The sequence below is a fragment of the Rhodopseudomonas sp. AAP120 genome (assembly GCF_001295845.1).
In the GTDB taxonomy this organism is placed as follows: domain Bacteria; phylum Pseudomonadota; class Alphaproteobacteria; order Rhizobiales; family Xanthobacteraceae; genus Rhodopseudomonas.
Genome location: NZ_LJIC01000089.1, coordinates 1 through 17,397 on the forward strand (window position 1 = coordinate 1; position 17,397 = coordinate 17,397).

The 17,397-nt window shown below is 59.0% G+C and carries 9 protein-coding genes; 8 read left to right on the forward strand and 1 reads right to left on the reverse strand.

Features of this window, described 5'->3' with window-relative positions:
• Window positions 1–432 precede the first annotated feature (432 nt).
• The 4 genes from ago to IP86_RS14580 all read left to right on the forward strand — a co-directional run bounded on the left by ago (window position 433) and on the right by IP86_RS14580 (window position 7,913).
• The gene (gene ago / locus IP86_RS14565; protein ID WP_054163257.1) at window positions 433–2,739 is read left to right on the forward strand and encodes a protein argonaute; all 2,307 of its coding nucleotides are present in this window, start codon (window positions 433–435) and stop codon (window positions 2,737–2,739) included.
• Window positions 2,736–3,935, forward strand: a complete 1,200-nt coding sequence (locus tag IP86_RS14570; RefSeq protein WP_156332513.1) for a PD-(D/E)XK nuclease domain-containing protein — start codon at window positions 2,736–2,738, stop codon at window positions 3,933–3,935. Before ago ends, IP86_RS14570 begins: the two co-directional genes overlap by 4 nt.
• Window positions 3,936–4,032: 97 nt before the next feature.
• Window positions 4,033–6,006 (forward strand): ATP-dependent nuclease, encoded by a 1,974-nt coding sequence (locus tag IP86_RS14575; protein WP_054163259.1) that lies wholly within the window; start codon window positions 4,033–4,035, stop codon window positions 6,004–6,006.
• Between the two features lie 2 nt (window positions 6,007–6,008).
• The gene (locus IP86_RS14580; RefSeq protein WP_054163260.1) at window positions 6,009–7,913 is read left to right on the forward strand and encodes a UvrD-helicase domain-containing protein; all 1,905 of its coding nucleotides are present in this window, start codon (window positions 6,009–6,011) and stop codon (window positions 7,911–7,913) included.
• 373 nt (window positions 7,914–8,286) lie between these two features.
• Here the strand turns inward: IP86_RS14580 and IP86_RS28070 are convergent, their stop codons facing one another.
• Window positions 8,287–9,450 carry a DUF6551 family protein gene (locus IP86_RS28070; RefSeq protein ID WP_082364013.1) on the reverse strand — a complete coding sequence of 388 codons (1,164 nt, stop codon included), beginning with the start codon at window positions 9,448–9,450 and terminating at the stop codon, window positions 8,287–8,289.
• 399 nt (window positions 9,451–9,849) lie between these two features.
• Between IP86_RS28070 and IP86_RS14590 the strand changes: the two genes are divergently transcribed.
• From IP86_RS14590 to IP86_RS14605, 4 genes are all read left to right on the forward strand, one after another.
• Window positions 9,850–11,301 carry a hypothetical protein gene (locus IP86_RS14590; protein WP_054163261.1) on the forward strand — a complete coding sequence of 484 codons (1,452 nt, stop codon included), beginning with the start codon at window positions 9,850–9,852 and terminating at the stop codon, window positions 11,299–11,301.
• Window positions 11,288–12,013, forward strand: a complete 726-nt coding sequence (locus IP86_RS14595; protein ID WP_054163262.1) for a hypothetical protein — start codon at window positions 11,288–11,290, stop codon at window positions 12,011–12,013. The genes IP86_RS14590 and IP86_RS14595 overlap by 14 nt, the downstream gene beginning before the upstream one ends.
• Window positions 12,006–16,352, forward strand: a complete 4,347-nt coding sequence (locus tag IP86_RS14600) for a coiled-coil domain-containing protein (RefSeq protein WP_156332514.1) — start codon at window positions 12,006–12,008, stop codon at window positions 16,350–16,352. Before IP86_RS14595 ends, IP86_RS14600 begins: the two co-directional genes overlap by 8 nt.
• 127 nt (window positions 16,353–16,479) lie before the next feature.
• Window positions 16,480–17,382, forward strand: a complete 903-nt coding sequence (locus IP86_RS14605) for a Wadjet anti-phage system protein JetD domain-containing protein (RefSeq protein ID WP_197279814.1) — start codon at window positions 16,480–16,482, stop codon at window positions 17,380–17,382.
• Window positions 17,383–17,397 lie beyond the last annotated feature (15 nt).

Genomic DNA, 17,397 nt, shown 5'->3' on the forward strand with positions numbered 1-17,397 from the left:
GCCGACGGGCATCGTGGATGTCCGACCCAAGCTTACGCAGTGCCCGCCGCACCGCAGCGGGAGGGTTGTGTGGAGTGGGCACTTTGACACCTTCGCACTACAAATTGAGTGAATATGTAGCACGAAGATTACAATTTTTCCAGACCCTCAAGGCTGCGGCCCCAGCAGAGCGAGAAGGTTTTATTTTACCGCCATCGCGGCGGCGTCGACCCGGGAGATTCCGAACGTCGGCGATTGCGGCGACAGTGGCTTTCCGCACACACCGCTAACGCCGTGATTCGCTGGCTTGGCCTGTACGAGCGTCCCGCCAATGGAACTTTGTTGGATCCAAGAAATCCAACCCTGTCAAAGGCTTACTTCTGGTGGAAGAGAGTTCCTTTCCGCCATTGGGGATTGCCGCTAGATTCCAGATTTTGCGTTCTTGAGAAACCAATGGTTCACACGACCCGTCGATCCCGAGCGCTCATCACCAACGGCTTTGTCGTTGAAACCCCGGACCTCATCGAACTCGTAGTCCGTGAAATGCCAAGCCCCTCCGAAGTAAAGGCGGAGCGCGAGCGGCTGCAGGGATTCTGGTTTGTACACTGGGCGGGGGGCAAGCTTTACCATTTGCGTCTGCGCGCCGGCGGCCCGAACGTTGACGGCGAGCAACTGTCAGCTTCAGCTGCGCAGTACGGATGGCTCCTGCGCTCGCGCGTCGAAGATGTCATCGGGGTCGCGCTACCGAAGTATAATCCCATCCGGCGGCGGCCTTTCACATTCCTTGCGCAACACACCGAGCTCATCGAACCAGCCGCCGAAAAAGCACGCATCAACCATCCGCTCATCGATCAGTTCACGGTCACTCCGCGCTTCATACTGAACCCAAAGACCTATGAGCCGGTTGACGGGCAATCGAAGCTCGGCATCTTCATCAACGTTGAAATGCAGTTCGATATTTCGGCACCTTTGAATGAGCTTCAGAAGGCCAATATCGATCTCACGGGGCTCCATGTAGTCCGGCGGCAACACGAGCCGGGCAAGCGCCGTCTCGTCGGCCGTATCGCGCGTGTCGAAGGCAATGTCACTTACCTCTCTGAAAGTACCGACGGCGCGTCGTCGATAGAGACCGAACAGGTCAAGCTGGAAGGGTCGAAGGAAGGCGTTGCACGCTGCCTGACCACTATCCTCGGGCCGGGCCAGTATCGGTCCTTGATGGTCGCGCTCGACGACGAGCAGGCCGGTTACCTGTTGGGGCCTGAGTTCGATGAGGTCGTGGCCAAACTCGGAACGCTGCTTTCCCGAACAAAGCTTCCAATCGCGCTCGGGCAGGAGGCGAAGATCGGTGACCGCATCGTACTCGCCAACAGTGACACGTCGGAGACTGTCTATGTGGCTCCGCCCGTTGATTACGTCTTTGACCGGACGGGAGCGCAGAGCAGCGCGTTTGCCTGGCCGGGGCTTACGCAGTTCGGGCCATTCGACCGGACTACCTTCGCGAATAAGTCGCCGCGCCTTCTGGTCGTATTTCCAGCCTCGACACAGGGGAAGGTGGAGGCGTTCCTGCGCGCGTTCCGCGACGGGCTTGGGGCTAATCACCGCGGCTTCGCTCGGGGTTTCAGGGACCTGTTCGGGCTCGTGAACCTCGAGTTCGTAATGTGCCCGGTTCAGGTTCAAGTATCGGACAGGGCCGGCTCGGAGGCTGCCTATCGCAGCGCCATTGAAAACCGCTTGTCCGCCGTCGAAGATGTGCAGGGCGCGATCGTTGTTCTTTTCGAAGAGCACGCCCACCTGAAGGGACTTCAGAATCCGTATCTGCGAACTAAGGCCCTGCTGTTGACGCTCGGGATTCCTGCGCAAGAGGTCCGCATGCCGACCGTCACGCAGATGCCGGGCAACCTGCAATACACGCTTCAGAATTTTGCGGTCTCCGTTTACGCGAAGCTAAACGGGACCCCATGGACCGTAAACCAGGACAAGGCGATCAGCGACGAACTGGTTGTCGGCATGGGCTTTGCGGAATTTTCCGGAAGCCGCTTCGAAGACCGTCAACGATTCGTCGGTATTACGACCGTCTTCAGCGGGGACGGCACCTATCTTCTCGGCAACGTGTCGAAGGAGTGCAGTTACGCCGACTATCCGAAGATGGTGCGGGAATCCATGCTGTCGGTGCTTCGCGAACTGAAGACGCGGAACAATTGGCGGCCAGGAGACACGGTGCGGGTGATCTTCCACGCCCATCGGCCGCTCAAGCGCGTGGATGTCGGCAAGATCGTCTTTGCCTGCGTGCGCGAGATTGGCGCAGAACAGGTGCTTCAGATGGCATTCGTTGCCGTCTCGCACGATCATCCGTTCATCATCATGGACCGCGCGGAGAAAGGTGAACCGATCAAACGCGACAGCGATATCATGAAGGGCGAGTTCGCCCCGATGCGCGGCACCATCGCGCGCATAGGCAAGTCGACGCGTCTGCTCGCCACCAACTCGCACAAGCTGATCAAGCGGGCCAATTCACCCCTGCCTGCACCATTGCTGATCAGCCTGCACCCGGACTCGACCTTCAAGGATATAGACTACATTGCCGAGCAGACGCTGAAGTTCACGAGTCTGTCATGGCGGTCGACGTTGCCGGCACGCACCCCTGTGACGATCTTTTACTCCGAACGCATCGCCGAACTCCTCGGCCGACTCAAGGATGTGCCGGATTTCTCGACCACGGCGCTATCGGTGAAGCTGAAATGGAGCCGGTGGTTCCTATGAACGGCGTCGTTCTCAGCATCACGGCGGCTGTTCAGGATGAGGCCAACCGCATTTTGCGGGGCTCCGGTTCCTGGCCGACCGCTGCGGCGGGTCTTGCATCCAAGATATTGCAAAGAGACGCGACGCTTTCGGGTGGACCGTTTGATCGCCCGGTGACAAACTCAACTGCAGCGCTGTTGCGCCGAACACCGGAACTGTCGGCATACGGCTATGTCATCGATCTCGCGCCCGCGGAGACGGTCGCGCTCTGGGTAGACGAGATCGAGCATCTGCGGGGCAGGGAGATTTATCCCGCAGACCGCAATTCCTTTATCTTCAATCCCGTGGAAATTCTTGGCGTGAGCTTCGGCCTCTGTTCCGAAAAAGTGCCAACGGAACACCGGGAGTGGCTGGCCGGAATAATCTTGCGTGGATTTTCGCAAGGCCAGTTCAAGACGAACGTGTCACGGTTTGCCGCGCTATCTGCACTGCACCTTCTGGATAAAGAAAAGGCCAAAAGCGTCGTCGTACCGGCAGTCGCCATCAGCGGGTTGCCGACGCATGAGGTCATCGTCGCCGCCTGCATCGATTTCGCCATTGGGCTTCCCGGCGGCGCGGTGGTGGGCGATCTTGAACAAGATCTCCTGAAGCGTCTGCTTTCCGGCGCGGTGAGCATCAACGACGAAGCAGAAGCTGCCGCGCTTCTCATTCTGGTCAACCGGGTATCTGACCGCATCAGTCTCAGCTCGCCCGACAATGCCGTGGACCAGATTGTTGCGCTGTGCCGGCGCTTTCCGCTCTTCGCCGAGCGGTTGCGCAGCCGTCAGCAGCATCGCGCACCGTTTGAGATCAAGGACGAGTACGACGTTCAGGACTTGTTGCACGCCATCCTCAAGCTGCATTTCGATGATGTGAGGCCCGAAGAACATACGCCAAGCTATGCGGGGTCGTCCTCGCGGGTTGATTTCCACCTGCCCAAAGAGCGCGTCGTCGTCGAGGCGAAAATGACGCGCGCGTCTCTCGGGCAAAAGGAAGTCGCAAACCAGCTGATCATCGACGCTAACCGTTATCGGACCGTGCCGGGCGTGGAGACGCTTATCTGCCTGGTGTACGACCCCGAGAAGCGCTGTCAGAATCCGACGGCTCTTGAGCGTGATGTAGAGGCGAGTGGAGCCCAACTGTGCGTAAAAGCAGTTGTATGTCCGCAAGGTCTTTAGCGGCCAGCGGGTTGAGGAGTCTATCCGAAAACAGTTGGCGCCGCAACTCGCGCGGCGGAGAACGAGTAAAAGACAGACGTTTCAACGCCGGGGGGCAGTGCGTATCCAATCAATCTCGATCTCAGGGTTTCGCTCCTTCGGGCCAACGCCCCAGCGCGTGTCCCTGGCAGGCGATCTGACGACCATCGTTGGACCGAATGCATCCGGCAAGACGGCGCTGCTTCAGGCGCTCGCCAAAATGTTCGGCGTAACCCGAGCGCAGCGCACGCTCCACCGATCCGATTTCCATTTGCCAAAAGACGTAGCGCCTGACGATCGGACGACACGGGACCTGTTCATCGACGTTGTCATCACGCTTCCCGAACTGAAAGACGGTTCAGCGACTGCAGAGGCCGTTGCCCCGACGTTTCGGCATCAGCAGCTCGAAGGACCGAAGAAGGTACCTGCTTGCCGCCTGCGGTTGGAAGCTCGCTGGCAGGACGACGGCACGGCGGAAGGAGAGGTTACGCAAGAACTGTTTTGGGTCGATCATCTCAAAGAGAAGGTCGAGGCGGACGACAAACACACTGTCTCACCAGCCGACCGCGGGCTTATCCAGTTCTACTACACGCCGGCCTCGCGCGACGCGGCCACACAAATCCGCGCCACTACCGGCGCGCTTGCCGCTCGCCTCATCAAAGCGATCGAGTGGTCGAAAGGCACGCGTAAAGCTGTCGATGACGCGACAAAGAAGCTCTCTGATGCCTTCGGCGGCGAAGCCGCCATCGATGCGATAAGCAAAGCGCTCAACGTGCGATGGAAGGAATTGCACGACGAGGAGACGGACACCGATCCAGGCCTCACACTCGTCAGCAAACGGTTCGAAGAGGTCGTTGCGCATATACAAGTGATGTTTCAGCACGGGCCAGCAAAGATCGAGCGCGGCCTGGATGTGCTGAGCGACGGTCAACAATCACTCTTCTATTTCGCTCTCGCCGCCGCGGTCTTCGATTTAGAGCGCGATGCTGTGGCCACCAAGATCGAGGGATTCCGCGCGGAAGAGTTGCGCATTCCTGCTTTGAGCATCTTCGGCCTCGAGGAGCCGGAGAACCACCTATCACCATACTACCTTTCACGCATCGTCAAGCAGGTCCGCTCCATAGTCGGCGGAAATGCGGCGCAGGCGCTCATTACAAGCCATTCACCATCGGTGCTCAGCCGTATTGAACCGACAGAGGTCCGCTATTGCCGATGTGATCAAGATACGCGTGCTTCAACTTTGCGCACGATCGAGCTTCCCTCCGGCGCGACTGAGGCGGCTAAATTCATCCGGGGAGCGCTCTTAGCGTTTCCGGAACTCTACTTCGCGCGCTTCGTCGTCCTCGTCGAAGGTGATTCCGAACGCATCGTCATTCCCCGGCTCGCGCAGGCGGAAGGGCTCACGCTCGACCCTTCCTTTGTGGCCATCGTGCCCATCGGCGGCCGCCATGTTCAGTATTTCTGGAAGTTATTGAACAATTTATCGATTCCCCATGCGACGCTCCTTGATCTCGATCTGGGCCGTAAGGACGGTGGCTACGGGCGGGTGTCGAACTCGCTAAAGGAGCTCGTCGCTCGCGGAGAAGACCAAGATACGTTGCTGAAGGGAAAGGATTTTGTTGTCGATCCAGATAAGATGAAGGGCTGGGACTCGTCTGATTGGAGCACGCTGAAAACCTGGGTGAATTTCTTGGAGCCATACGGAGTCTTCTACTCCGCTCCGCTCGATCTCGACATGGAGATGCTCTCGGCGTTCCCGGACGCGTACAAGGCAATCATCGCCAAAGGGGGCGGCCCCTCACTTACGCCGGACGAGGCGGTGGAAGTGGTGCTCGGCAAGGGCGGAAACGGGATCGCAGAGTACAAGGCGGCCGAATTTGCTGGCTACAAAGCCCACATGCCCGCATACCGGTATCACTTTCTGACACGCAGCAAGCCCGCAACGCACATCGAAGTTCTGGCACATCTTGACGATAAGGCACTCAAGAAAGGAATGCCGGACGTCTACCGACGGCTCATCAAACACATCGACGAAAACCTGAACCGGGACTAGTCATGACGCTCGTCAGCCGCCGGGTGCAGCCCGACCAATGGAAGCCGATCGACGTCGATGCGCTCGAACTGAATGCGCTCGACGTTGTTCACTCAACCGATAATCGGTGCGTTATTGCCGGACCGGGCTCAGGCAAGACAGAACTTTTGGCTCAGCGGGCATCATACTTGCTCCAGTGCGGCATCGCACCACCGCCGAAGCGAATTCTTGCCATCAGCTATAAGCGCGACGCCGCCTCCAATCTGGCAGCGCGCGTGAAGAGCCGCTGCCATCCCGATCACGCCTATCGCTTCGACTCGTTGACCTTTGACGCTTTCGCAAAAAGTCTCATCGACCGGTTCGGACAGGCGCTGCCCGAGCGATGGCGACCGTGCCCCGATTACAAGGTTGTCGTCGATGCGTATGATCGGACGTTCGACGAGTTCCTGCGCTTTTTGTCGCCGCCGCCAAAGGCGATCGGGAGCCGGGCCGATGTCATGGCGATCCACTCGAAGGACTTCCAGCGTCGCTGGCTATTCGGGACGCCTCTGCCCGAGGGCGCCCCGACCATCACATCTCCCGGAGAATGGGCTGCCGACCAATTCTGGCAGTCATGGCTACACGATCCAGGCGGATCGTCGCTGACTTTCCCGATGCTCAGCCGATTGGCGGGACTGCTGATTTCGAGCAATCCTATGGTCGGTCACGCCTTGCAGCTGACCTATTCTCATCTCTTCATGGACGAATTTCAGGATACGACCCAATCGCAGTACGACCTCGCGAAGGCGATCTTTCTAGGCTCCGATACCGTGGTCACAGCGGTCGGAGATAACAAGCAGCAGATCATGCGGTGGGCCTTGGCGATGGACGACCCGTTCACGCCATTCGAGACCGAATTCAAGGCAAAGCGCACGCCGCTGCTCAACAACTACCGTTCCTCGCCGGACCTCGTCGCTATTCAGGACGTGCTTGCGAAAGCGCTTGACGCCAAGTCGTCAACGCCGGTGTCGAAGACAAAAGGGACGGTGTCTGGCGACAGCTGCGCCGTTTGGGACTTCTCTACACCGGCCGTGGAGGCTGATCGCCTTGCAGAGTTTGTGGGCAAACAGATGGCGGAGCACAAGCTAACGCCCCGCGACTTCTGCATTCTCATTCGTCAGAAGGCCGGCGACTATATGAAGGTGCTGGAGCCAGCTTTCGCGAAGAAAAAGCTGCCACTTCGAAACGAGGTCGAACAGGTCGGCGAGGTGACGATGCAGGAACTGCTCGTCGAAGACCTCTCCGAATTCCTCATCGTGCTTCTGCGCCTGTTTACCACGGTGCGCGCGGGGCGGCATTGGACGGCTTGCCTCGACATGATGTGTACGCTCAACGGCCTCGCGCTCGATGATGATGCGGGACGAGCTAAGTTGGTCAAACGGCTTAATGCCTTCGAAGCGGACTTCAGGAAGACCTATCCGGTCCCGGTGACTAGCCAGGCTGACGCAAAGAAGATTGTTCAGTCGCTGATCGCCTTCATCGGGAGGGCGAACATCCTTGCCGCGTCTCCCGCATATCGTCAGGGAGATTGGTTCGACAAAGTCAGCGATGCAGCGGCACTGCATTTGGAGGCAAGTTCAAGTTCCGCCGCGAACTGGACCGAAGCTCTCGATGAATACGAAGGCGTGCACACTGTGCCGCTGATGACGATCCACAAGAGCAAAGGCTTGGAGTATCACACGGTCATTTTCGTTGGTCTTGATGACCAGGCGTGGTGGAGCTTCGCGAACGACAAGATCGAGGCCACGGCAGGGTTTTTCGTAGCGTTCACCCGAGCGAAGCAACGTGTGCTGTTTTCATATTGTGCGCAGCGCGGCGACCGCAGTAAGATAGCTGTCCTGTATCAGCTTTTAAGCAAGGCCGGCGTTAAGACAATTAAGGTCGCTTAGCGATGTGAAGCCGGCACGCGTATTGGGCGACAGGCACATCCGGATCGTCTTGCGCCGTCGCCATCAGATATGACTGAGCGTCATTCGCGATCGGGGATGATGGGTAAACTACGCTGACATGCAAAAATGCACGCTGAGGGCCATACGTTGTGTTCGCCGGCGAGTGTCAATGCAGATGCGTTATCGATGCTGATGGTCTTTTTTTGGTTGCTTTCGCGTGATCGGATTCACCGTCGCACGGCCAGTTTTTTCAGTCGAATCTTAAAGCGCCCGACTTGGTATCGCCAACGGGTACCGTGATGTCGCGAGCGCTTCGGCGTTAACCGAAGCGCTCCTGTTGCGCAGATAGTTATTCTAAGAGGTCTACTTTATTTTATGCTTCTACGTCCGAGCTTTCTTTATCGTAGGCACTCATTATGGCCTCGCGGAGGGCCATGGCCCGCGTATCACCGCCCTTTAACCCGACGACATAGGCTCCCCACTCATCGGCTGATTTTGTTTGAAGGGCTTTCACGAGACGATCAGGATCGAAGTCAGGCTCGGGACGCGACATAATCCGAACGAGCCCGCCGAAAATCGCGCCGCCATGGCGCAGCTTCTGCTCTGGGAAAGCCACAGCCATATTCGTGAGTACAGCTGAGGTAATCGCTGGTCCAAATTTTCGGATCGAGGTTGCAATGGCCGCAGTGAAAGCGATCTCGCCTGAGGCCCAGGCGGCTGATGACGTATTTCGCGCCACCCGCAACCCAGCGTCCACAACGAGCTGCTGAATTTCCAGAGCGTCCTCATCTGCTGCGGCAAGAGCTGCGAAATAGTCATCCAGGCGGTTCATGGGTTTCCTCGCTCTGTTGGCGAGTATGAACATCCGCGCCTCCTCTTCGATGCTTTCGTATCTGAAGACGCAGCAGGGAAGCTGCGGAATATCACTTCTTCTGGAGGCAGCCATCCATCGGTGTTGACCGTCAATAATCGTAAGTGTGTCGTCGGTACGTCGGGAAACGACCAGGGGGCCACACAGGCGCCAATCGAATTTGGCTGCGATGCTCGCAATCAGCCTCCGCGAGGCTTCGTTGTCAGTAGACCTTTGGTAAACTTCGTCTACCGAGAGACGGTTCAGGTGAATCCACTCGATGGACGGTTGGGAACCGATGGGAGGCAAATAACGTGGGTGGTGGTCTACTGCCTTGGAAGCAGTCTTCGTTGTTTTGCTTTTTGTACGACCGCCTGCTCCAAACTGGCGCGCCTTCCCAGGGCCGACATTCGCGATTGGTGGCTCTGTATCTATCTTGAGCTCATCTACAAAGTCGGAGGCCTCTTCAGTCGGGCGGACCCATACGACACCGTAACGTTCTATGATGACGTTTCCGGGATGGACACGAGCGCGACCGAGCTCTGTTGTGAGCATAAACGTTCCGTTCGGCTCGATTCCTCCCACCATATGCTGTGGTATCCAGTCCGGTAAGGGAAGTTCTCCATACGTCCAAATCCTTATGTTTGAATGGTTCTGTGCGGTCGAAAGCTGCTGAGTGTACGTCATCGTTGGTCTCCATGGTTGGCCGGTCGCAAATTGCAGACCGGGAGAAGGACGATGACCTGGGGGGCGGACTACCTGATGAAGGCCCAAAAGGATAAGTAACCGAATTTGCTAGTGGCCGGAGGAAAGCTATCGCGCCAATGGGCTGAATGCCCGCCTCCGGAGAAGCGGTGCATTTGCGCCGTTCGAGGGGAACGACCGCCACGGCCCGCGGCGGCTGTCCCGTTGCATTTGTTCTCTAATTGTTCCATATTTTGGGTTCCGGGGACAAGCCAGAACGCCTGATTTCGTGCGGGTAGACCCCGCCTCAATCTTAGTGTGTGCTCACTGGGGGAAAAGCGCATTAAAAGTTGCACTCCGTAATGCCTGCAGGGGCAATCCACAGACAAATCGATTGCGTCCATGTCCGACCAGCGTTTCATGTCCGCCGATGCTGCACCGCGCCTGACCAGCCATCTGCGCGCGCTGTCTTTGATTGCGCCCCTGCAGCGGGCCGAAGACAACAAGGGAATGCTGCACGTCTCCGCCAAGGCGGCGGAGCGCGTAGACATGCGCTATCTGGCGCTTGCCGCCATCGAATTGCTGATCGACCGGATGGGCGCCGGCGGCACGGCGGGCCGCGCAGAACTGATTGAATATCTTGCGGATTTGGCGCGGCTTCAGTCGCGAAATCTCTCTGACTCGGATGCCACCGCGCTGGCAGAGCATGTGTTCGACGGCTTGACCAACGCTCGCGACCGCCGCGCGCGCTTCAAGGTCCGTTTGTTTGATCCAGATCAGCCTGATGGGTTTTTTTTCGAATTCGCATTGCTGCGGGCTGAGCCGCTCCCGGACGGGACGGTGGGTTACCGGCTGACCCAGGAAGCGATTGAAATCCATCTCAGCTTGTTGGCGCACGATCCACTGACCGCGACGCAGGTCAGCGAGATCATCGTTGGAGAGTTTCTCAAGCGGGGCCTCTACGATCATGCGGTGTCCGCAGCCGAACGGACCAGAACCAACAGCATTCGTCTTGCCGAAGCGATCCGGTTGCTTATGGCGGAAGCACGCCGCGCCATCCTCAAGGTGATGTGGCACGAGGAACTTGGCCCGAAGATGGAGGAGGCGCGCAGTCTGCTGGATGCGTCCATCATGCGCGAGGGCGCCATGCTCGCCCAACTGAGTGACACGGTGGCTGACGTGACGGACGAGACGGATCGCCGCCACCTCTCGCGTATCCGCACGCTATTGCTCGATGTGCAAACGCGTCACCGCAAGCTCATCGTCGTGGTGCAGAAGACGGCCGAAGAATATTTGCACCTCCAGGCTGACACCCTCAAGCTGCGGCCCTTGGCGCGATTGCCAGATCTCGAAAATGAGATTCTCGATCCTTTGTTGCGGGCTCCGGCGAACTTCTTGATTGAGAATACATCCGGTGTCTTTGGCGCGATTTCCGGGACGCTGCCGCCGCTTGTCCTCGACATCGCAGCCGCGATCGCCGCATTCGAGCCGGACGTTGAAGAGGCGGACGTCTTCGATCCGACCGTTGAATTTGATGATCCCACCGTGGGGCTGGAATTGCCATTCGACGAGGCAACCATCGCGCGAGCTGAGCAATTTGCACGCGCGACCATTCTCGCAACGGGAGCTATCACTCTCGGTGAGATTTTGTCGCAGGCGTCGTTGGACCGCCCTGATGATGCGGCCTTTCAACGCTGTCTTTTTCTTATCCTGGAACAGGCAATCGATCCGCGCACGACAGACGTTGCCGGCGGCGCGTCGATTCTGAGCACGCGTTTCGATGCGGGGTTCGTTGAGGGCACCGATGTGAGATTCTCGCGCGCCACGGGCGGAGGAGTCCATGCTTCCGAATGACGTGAAAGACGCCTCGAGGCTTGTCGAGTGGGGCTTGCATCCGCGTGCGCTGCCCGAAGCGCACCCAGAATACCGCGATCTGGTCCGCCGTTGGATGGATGACGGAGGCTTCAAAGCCATTGTCGCGTCCGTCGCCGAAGGTCTGAAGCTGCGGGTGGTCGGTGTGAGCGCGCGCACGGGCATTGTGCTGGGCACGGAAATGGAATCCGTCTTCGCTTATACGATCTCGCGCTTCCGCCGGAACGTCTCCAATGATGACGCTGCGGTCGTGGCGCTCGTGTTAGTGGCTGCGTGCGCGACCTTTTATCCGGCACAAGATGTGCTCGACAGCGATGAGATCATGTCGCCTAGCGCGACGTTATCGGAGATCAGAGATCGTCTGACCAAGCTATGTCAGGCGTTGGAATCGCAGGATCGCAACGGCGATGCGGCAGCCGCACGCTGGCGCAAGGGCTGGCAATATATCCGGGCATTACCCGAGATCGTCGAGGATGCGCGACGGACGGCACGCAGCCACCTGCATGGGCTCGTCGGGCTGGTCCTCAATCATCTGTTTGAAACGGGATTCGTGGCGGTCGATGAGCGTCAAGACGGAAACCATCTTTACGTTGCCACGCCGCGTTTTCGGATGATGCTCGCAGAGCATGCCGCTGTGCCGCTTCTCGATCTGGCCCGTGGCGCCAGTGAGGCGAGGGAGAATGCTCATGCTTAAGATCAGTCGCGCATATCTGGACGCCTGCGGTTATGTCGATGGCGTGTTTGAGGAGCTTCTGATCAAGCCGACAGATGCCACCGGTTCGGCACTGCATCACGTTATTCACGCGCCCAACGGCGTCGGAAAAACCACCATCCTCGCGCTCCTGTTCAGTATTTTTGAGCCGGATCGTCGCAAGTTTCTGCGCACGGAAATCAACCGCCAACACAGGATCGAGCATTATTTCATGCCGGGACGACTTGGCGTGGTCGCGCTCGAGCTGATCAAACCCGGCGTGAACAACAAACCGGTGCGTCATGTCATCGGCCAGGTATTTTGGCTCACGCCCGCCTCCAAGGGGGATGACGGAGAACCGGGACACCGGCGGTTCTTCGCTTTACAAGCCGACGCTGACACCTCATTGGATACGTTGCCTTTCCGCGGGCTGTCGGGTGATACGCCATTGCGCTCGCTCGATGACTTCACGCGTTGGGCGCGCGACATGCGCAGCAAGCCGACATTCTTCTCCACCGACTCGCTCACTGCGTGGCGCAAGCATTTGACCTCCGAACTCGGGGTGGAGCTGAAAGTCATCGAAGTGCAACGTCGCTTCTGTGGCACTGAGGGCGGCATCGGCGCGGCATTCCTCGATTTCAAGTCCGAGCAGCAGTTTCTCGAAAAGATTTTTGCTTTCATGATTCCGGCGGATGCTGCCGACAGTGTCGTGCAGGCCTTGGAGACCGGACTCGCGAAAATCCGCGGCCTGCCGCAGCGAAAGGACCAGCTCAAGGTTCTCACGCAGCTTGCAGACGGCTTCACGCCGTTCATTTCCGCCGCCGGGGCTCTGGAAACCGCCGAAGCCGAACGTGCCGACGACTTCAAGCGGCTAGGCCGTCTGTTCTCCCGCTTCAAGATCGATCAGACCAAGCTGGAAGTGGAATGGGAGATCGTCGGCGGTGAATTGGCTATCAAGGGGCAGGGTGTTGAAGACGCTCGCGCCCGCGAGCGCAAACTCCAAGGGGAGGTTCTCTTTCTGGAGAGGGCGGCTGCCGACCGGCGATTTAGCGATGCCAAGGCGGCAGTGGAACGGGCAAAAGACAGCTCAGCAGCTGCAGGTCGTAAACTCCAATCGGCGCGCGCCACCGATATCGGTCGCAAATTATCGTCGGCGCAGGGACAGCGGGAAGCCTTCGAGGCGGAGTTGGACCGCATCGATCGGGATCTTGCTCCTGACCGCGCACTCCTTGCGCGCGCCGGAGCGAATCTTCACGCCTTGCTGGATCAGCTGGCTGCCGAAGCCGAGCGCGATGCCGATATCTACGAACAGCGCTCCCGTGACGCAAATCAGCTGGCTGAAGCGCACGCCGAGGAGGATCGTGCGGCGAGCGGCCGCGCACAGGAGCTGAAGGCCGAAGTCGAACGCCTCGCCGCGAGGGTGGCGGAGCATGACCGCGAGCGCAAGGAGCTTGAGCGCCAGGGTGCCATTCGCGCGGCAGAAAGTCCTGCCGCAGCGGTGGCGCGCATCGATAGCGAGTTAAAGGTTCAAGGCGATGCTGTCGCCGATACCGAATTGCAAGACGAGCAGCGAGAAAAGGAAGCGCGCGATCTCGAAGGCGTCCGCACTGCGGCGCTTGCGGACTCGCGCCGTTGTGCAGAGGAGGCTGTGCGTCTCGCAAAGCTCGGCGAGGCCGGCCGGAGCTTGGAGCAGGCCATTCTTGGCAGCGCGGCGCTTGCCGCAATATTGGCTGGCGAATCCAAAGACCCGTATCGACCGGATTTGCCGGAGCGTGCGCGCGCCGCGCGGGCGTTATCCGAAGAAATGCACCGCAAGCTTGCGACCGAGCGCGAGGCGATCGCAGGCGAGCTTAGTTTTCTCGACGCCGAAGGGGTATCGTCCGTGCCGGCCGATGTCGCTCTGGTGGCCCGAGCTCTTAAGGAGGCCGGTATTTCCGATGCGCAGCCGGCAGAACACTATCTGGCGCAGTTCAAGCCGGATGCCGATGAAGCATTGGCGCTGTTACGCGATGATCCGGCATGCTTTGGCGGCGTGTTCGTTGCGCGCCTTGACCGCAAGCGCCTGTCGACGCTGGCAAGTGATAGCCGTCTGAAGCTCAAGGGCCCGGTGGTCGTCTCAGAGGCGACGCTGCAGACCACGGCCACGTCTGCCACGGAAACGGGAATCGTCTTTGGTCCCTTCAGCGCCGCGCGCGTTAACAAACAGGCGGCTGCAGAAGAAAAGTCTCGGCTTGCAGATGCTTTGTCAGCCAAGGAAGCGGAGCTTGTGTCCTGTGTGGCACAGATCGAGGCGATTGGCACGCTCGTCGATCAGCTCCGCGAGCTTCACAAGAACTACCGCGATGACCGCCCTGACGACATATTGCGCCGCTGCGAGCAGTTTAAGTCCGATAAGGAGCGTGCGGATCAGCAGGTCAAGGATGCCATCGCCCGGCAAAAGGCGATTGCGCAGGAGCGTGCGCAATTCCGCGACCGTCTGCATGAGCTTGCCGATGTAATCAGCCGGCTGAAAATGGCGAAACAGGCTGTCGATCAGTTCAAACGCCGGTATGTCGATATCTCCGAAATGTCTGCGCGCATTCCGGTGGCAACTGCTGAACAGCAGCAAGAACAGGATGCCGCGCTGAAATCTCGCGCCGCTGCCGTGAAAGCGCGTGCGGCGGCGACCGACTACGGGGGGCGTGCGGTAGCGCTTCGCGCCGATGCAAACGCACGACGATCCGACAAGGCACACTACCCGGAAACGGACGGTGCGGCCGCCGATCGAATGGGCACGTTTGACGATTTGCGCAGCCAATACAAAACGGCTGAACATGCCCTCGCCAGCAAGCGGGACGCGCAACAGGCGACGGTTTCGCTCCAGCTCTCGGCAGTGAAAGAGAGCATTTTCAAACTTGAACAGGAATACGCGCAGGCCAGCCAAGGATTGGAGCCCGCTGATCTTGAGCCGTTTAGCGCCGTTGCCGATCTTGCGCGTGCGATCAAGGAAGCGGATCAGAATGAGCAGGAATGCCGTGCGGCTGTCGTCCAGGTAGACGCGGCGCTAACGTCGGCGCAATCGGCGCTTGGTCCTGTCAGCGGGAAGATCGAGCGTGCTGAAAAGAAAAGCGGTCTGAAACCCATTCCGGTTCCGGAATTCGCGCAAGCGCCAGCCGAAACGTGCGCCAATGAAGCTGCTCTGCGTGAGCAACAGGGAGAGGCGCTCGAAATCGAAATTCGCAACATGGAACGCGAGCATTCGGGTTTGCGCACGCGCCATGCTGACATCAAGGGCAAGCTGAGCGGCATCCAGGCGCTCGCCAAACGGGCTGAGGGACACCTCCCTGAAGCGAGCCGGGAAGAATTGCCAGACCTAAGCCTGAATCATGATGAGCTCGAGCCTGCGCTCGATCAGGTTATCAGCCGGATCGGGGAGGCCCGTGCCACAATCAGCCGGCTGGACGACGAGGCCGAAGCATGTTTCGAGCAAATTCGCCAACTGATCGAAGGCGAAAGCTTCCGCCGCCTTGAACCTCAAGTGGCCGATCACCTGCGCCGTTACTCGCACCGTTCGGCCGGAACGGAGCGCGAGACGCTTCAAGCGCGTATTATCGAGCGCATCGGAATTGTCCGCAGCGAAATAGAAAACCAGATGCGGGATCAAAATGCGTGTCTGGAACAGCTTCGGCTCCATGTCATCCACGCCGATGATCTCCTGCTGCGCGCCGCTCGCTGTTCGAAGATTCCCGACCACATTGCCTTCTACGGCGGCGAGCGCATTTTGAAGATCAAGCGGCGCCTGCGTGACGTGCCAGTCGAAATGGTACGCAACCAGCTCTCGATCTGGTTGGACGAGCAGGTACAGACCGGACGTGTTCCCTCAGATGGTGCCGTTCTGGCTGCCGAATTGCTGAACCGTGTACACGCTGGTCGCGCGCTTGAGATCGAAATCCTCAAGCCCAAGCGGGATGCAATCCAGCCGTATATGCGCGTGGACCGTATGGGCCTGTCGGGCGGTGAGGGCGTAACCGTTGCGATGATGCTCTATACCGTGATCCAGAAGCTGGCGATGGATGAGCGTACAGACGGAAAGAACGCAGCCTCGGGCGGTTTCTTGATGCTCGACAATACGTACGGCATGTCCAACATGATGGAGCACATTGTTCTGCAGAAAACGATGGCGGACCTGTTGGACATTCAGCTATTCGTGACGACGTGCAGCGAGGACAAGCACGTCCTCAACATGTTTCCCGCGATTACGCGCTTGGTGCAGGGCGAGCGCGTCCTGTTGGATGGGCAGCCGAAATACATCCGCGTGCGCTCCGGCGACTATCTGCTGAAGGGGGGCGAACGTGCCGCCTGAGGCAGCGCGCCGCCTTGTGCGCGCTCTCAAGAAAACGGGACGAAGGCGTATCCCGCTAGACATGCTCCGCCGGGAATTCGCCGCGGCATGCCCCGAACTTGCGGAGCAACCGGATCGGCGCACCCGCTTGGCTGAGGCGCTACTCAATGCTGCGGACACGGGTGAGATACTTCTTCCCAAGCAAAGACGAAGCTGGGACCGCGCCGGCGGTGCGGCCCTGCCGGGATTTGTTATGCTTGTCGGTCAACGACAACCCCGACCACCCGTCATTATTGCCGGCTATGCTTGGCATCCATTGCTTAGTTTTGCAGCAGGAGAGCGCAACCGGTTGCGGCTAGAATCGGCTAAGCGCATCAACGAATGGCTCAAAAGTGATCCCGATTTGAGCCTCATCGTGCCGATCAAGGAACGTTCGTTAGAGATTTTCGGCGACGAAAAGCGGCTCGATCAACTACGCGGCGGTACAACCAATCTTTTCGGGCAAGTCAGTCTCAGTTCACTCGGTTGCCGTCTATGCCCCATTCCTTTGCCATTCGAGGCGGGACCCGCAGCTGCACGCGGCCAGCCGATCCTCATTGTTGAGAACAACGACACATGGGCCTCGTTTTCCGCCTGGAACCGCGGTGTGGGACGCTACGCCGCCGTTGCCTATGCCGGCGGCGGTCACGGCAAGAGTCTGGCCTACGATGAAATGTTTATCGACGAATTGATCAGTCGGTTCCAGTCCGAAGGACTTTTCTACTTTGGCGATCTCGACCCCGCGGGGCTGCGCATTGCGAGCCGGGCAGCGGAGCGCCGTGCGCTTCGGGGCAGCCTGGCGCTTCAACCTGCTGCGGCGCTCTACGCTTGGCTTCTCGACCGCGGTACGCGAACAAGTCTACAGCGCACTGAAAAGGCAACAGTAGCCGACCTCGTTTGGCTTCCGGAATACTTGCGCGATCCCGTCGAAGCTCTCTTCGCCAAAGGACACCGTATTCCTCAAGAATCCCTGGGTACGCGCGCGCTCGCAGTCGGCGACATTCATTTTTGACCGGCAATGATCGTG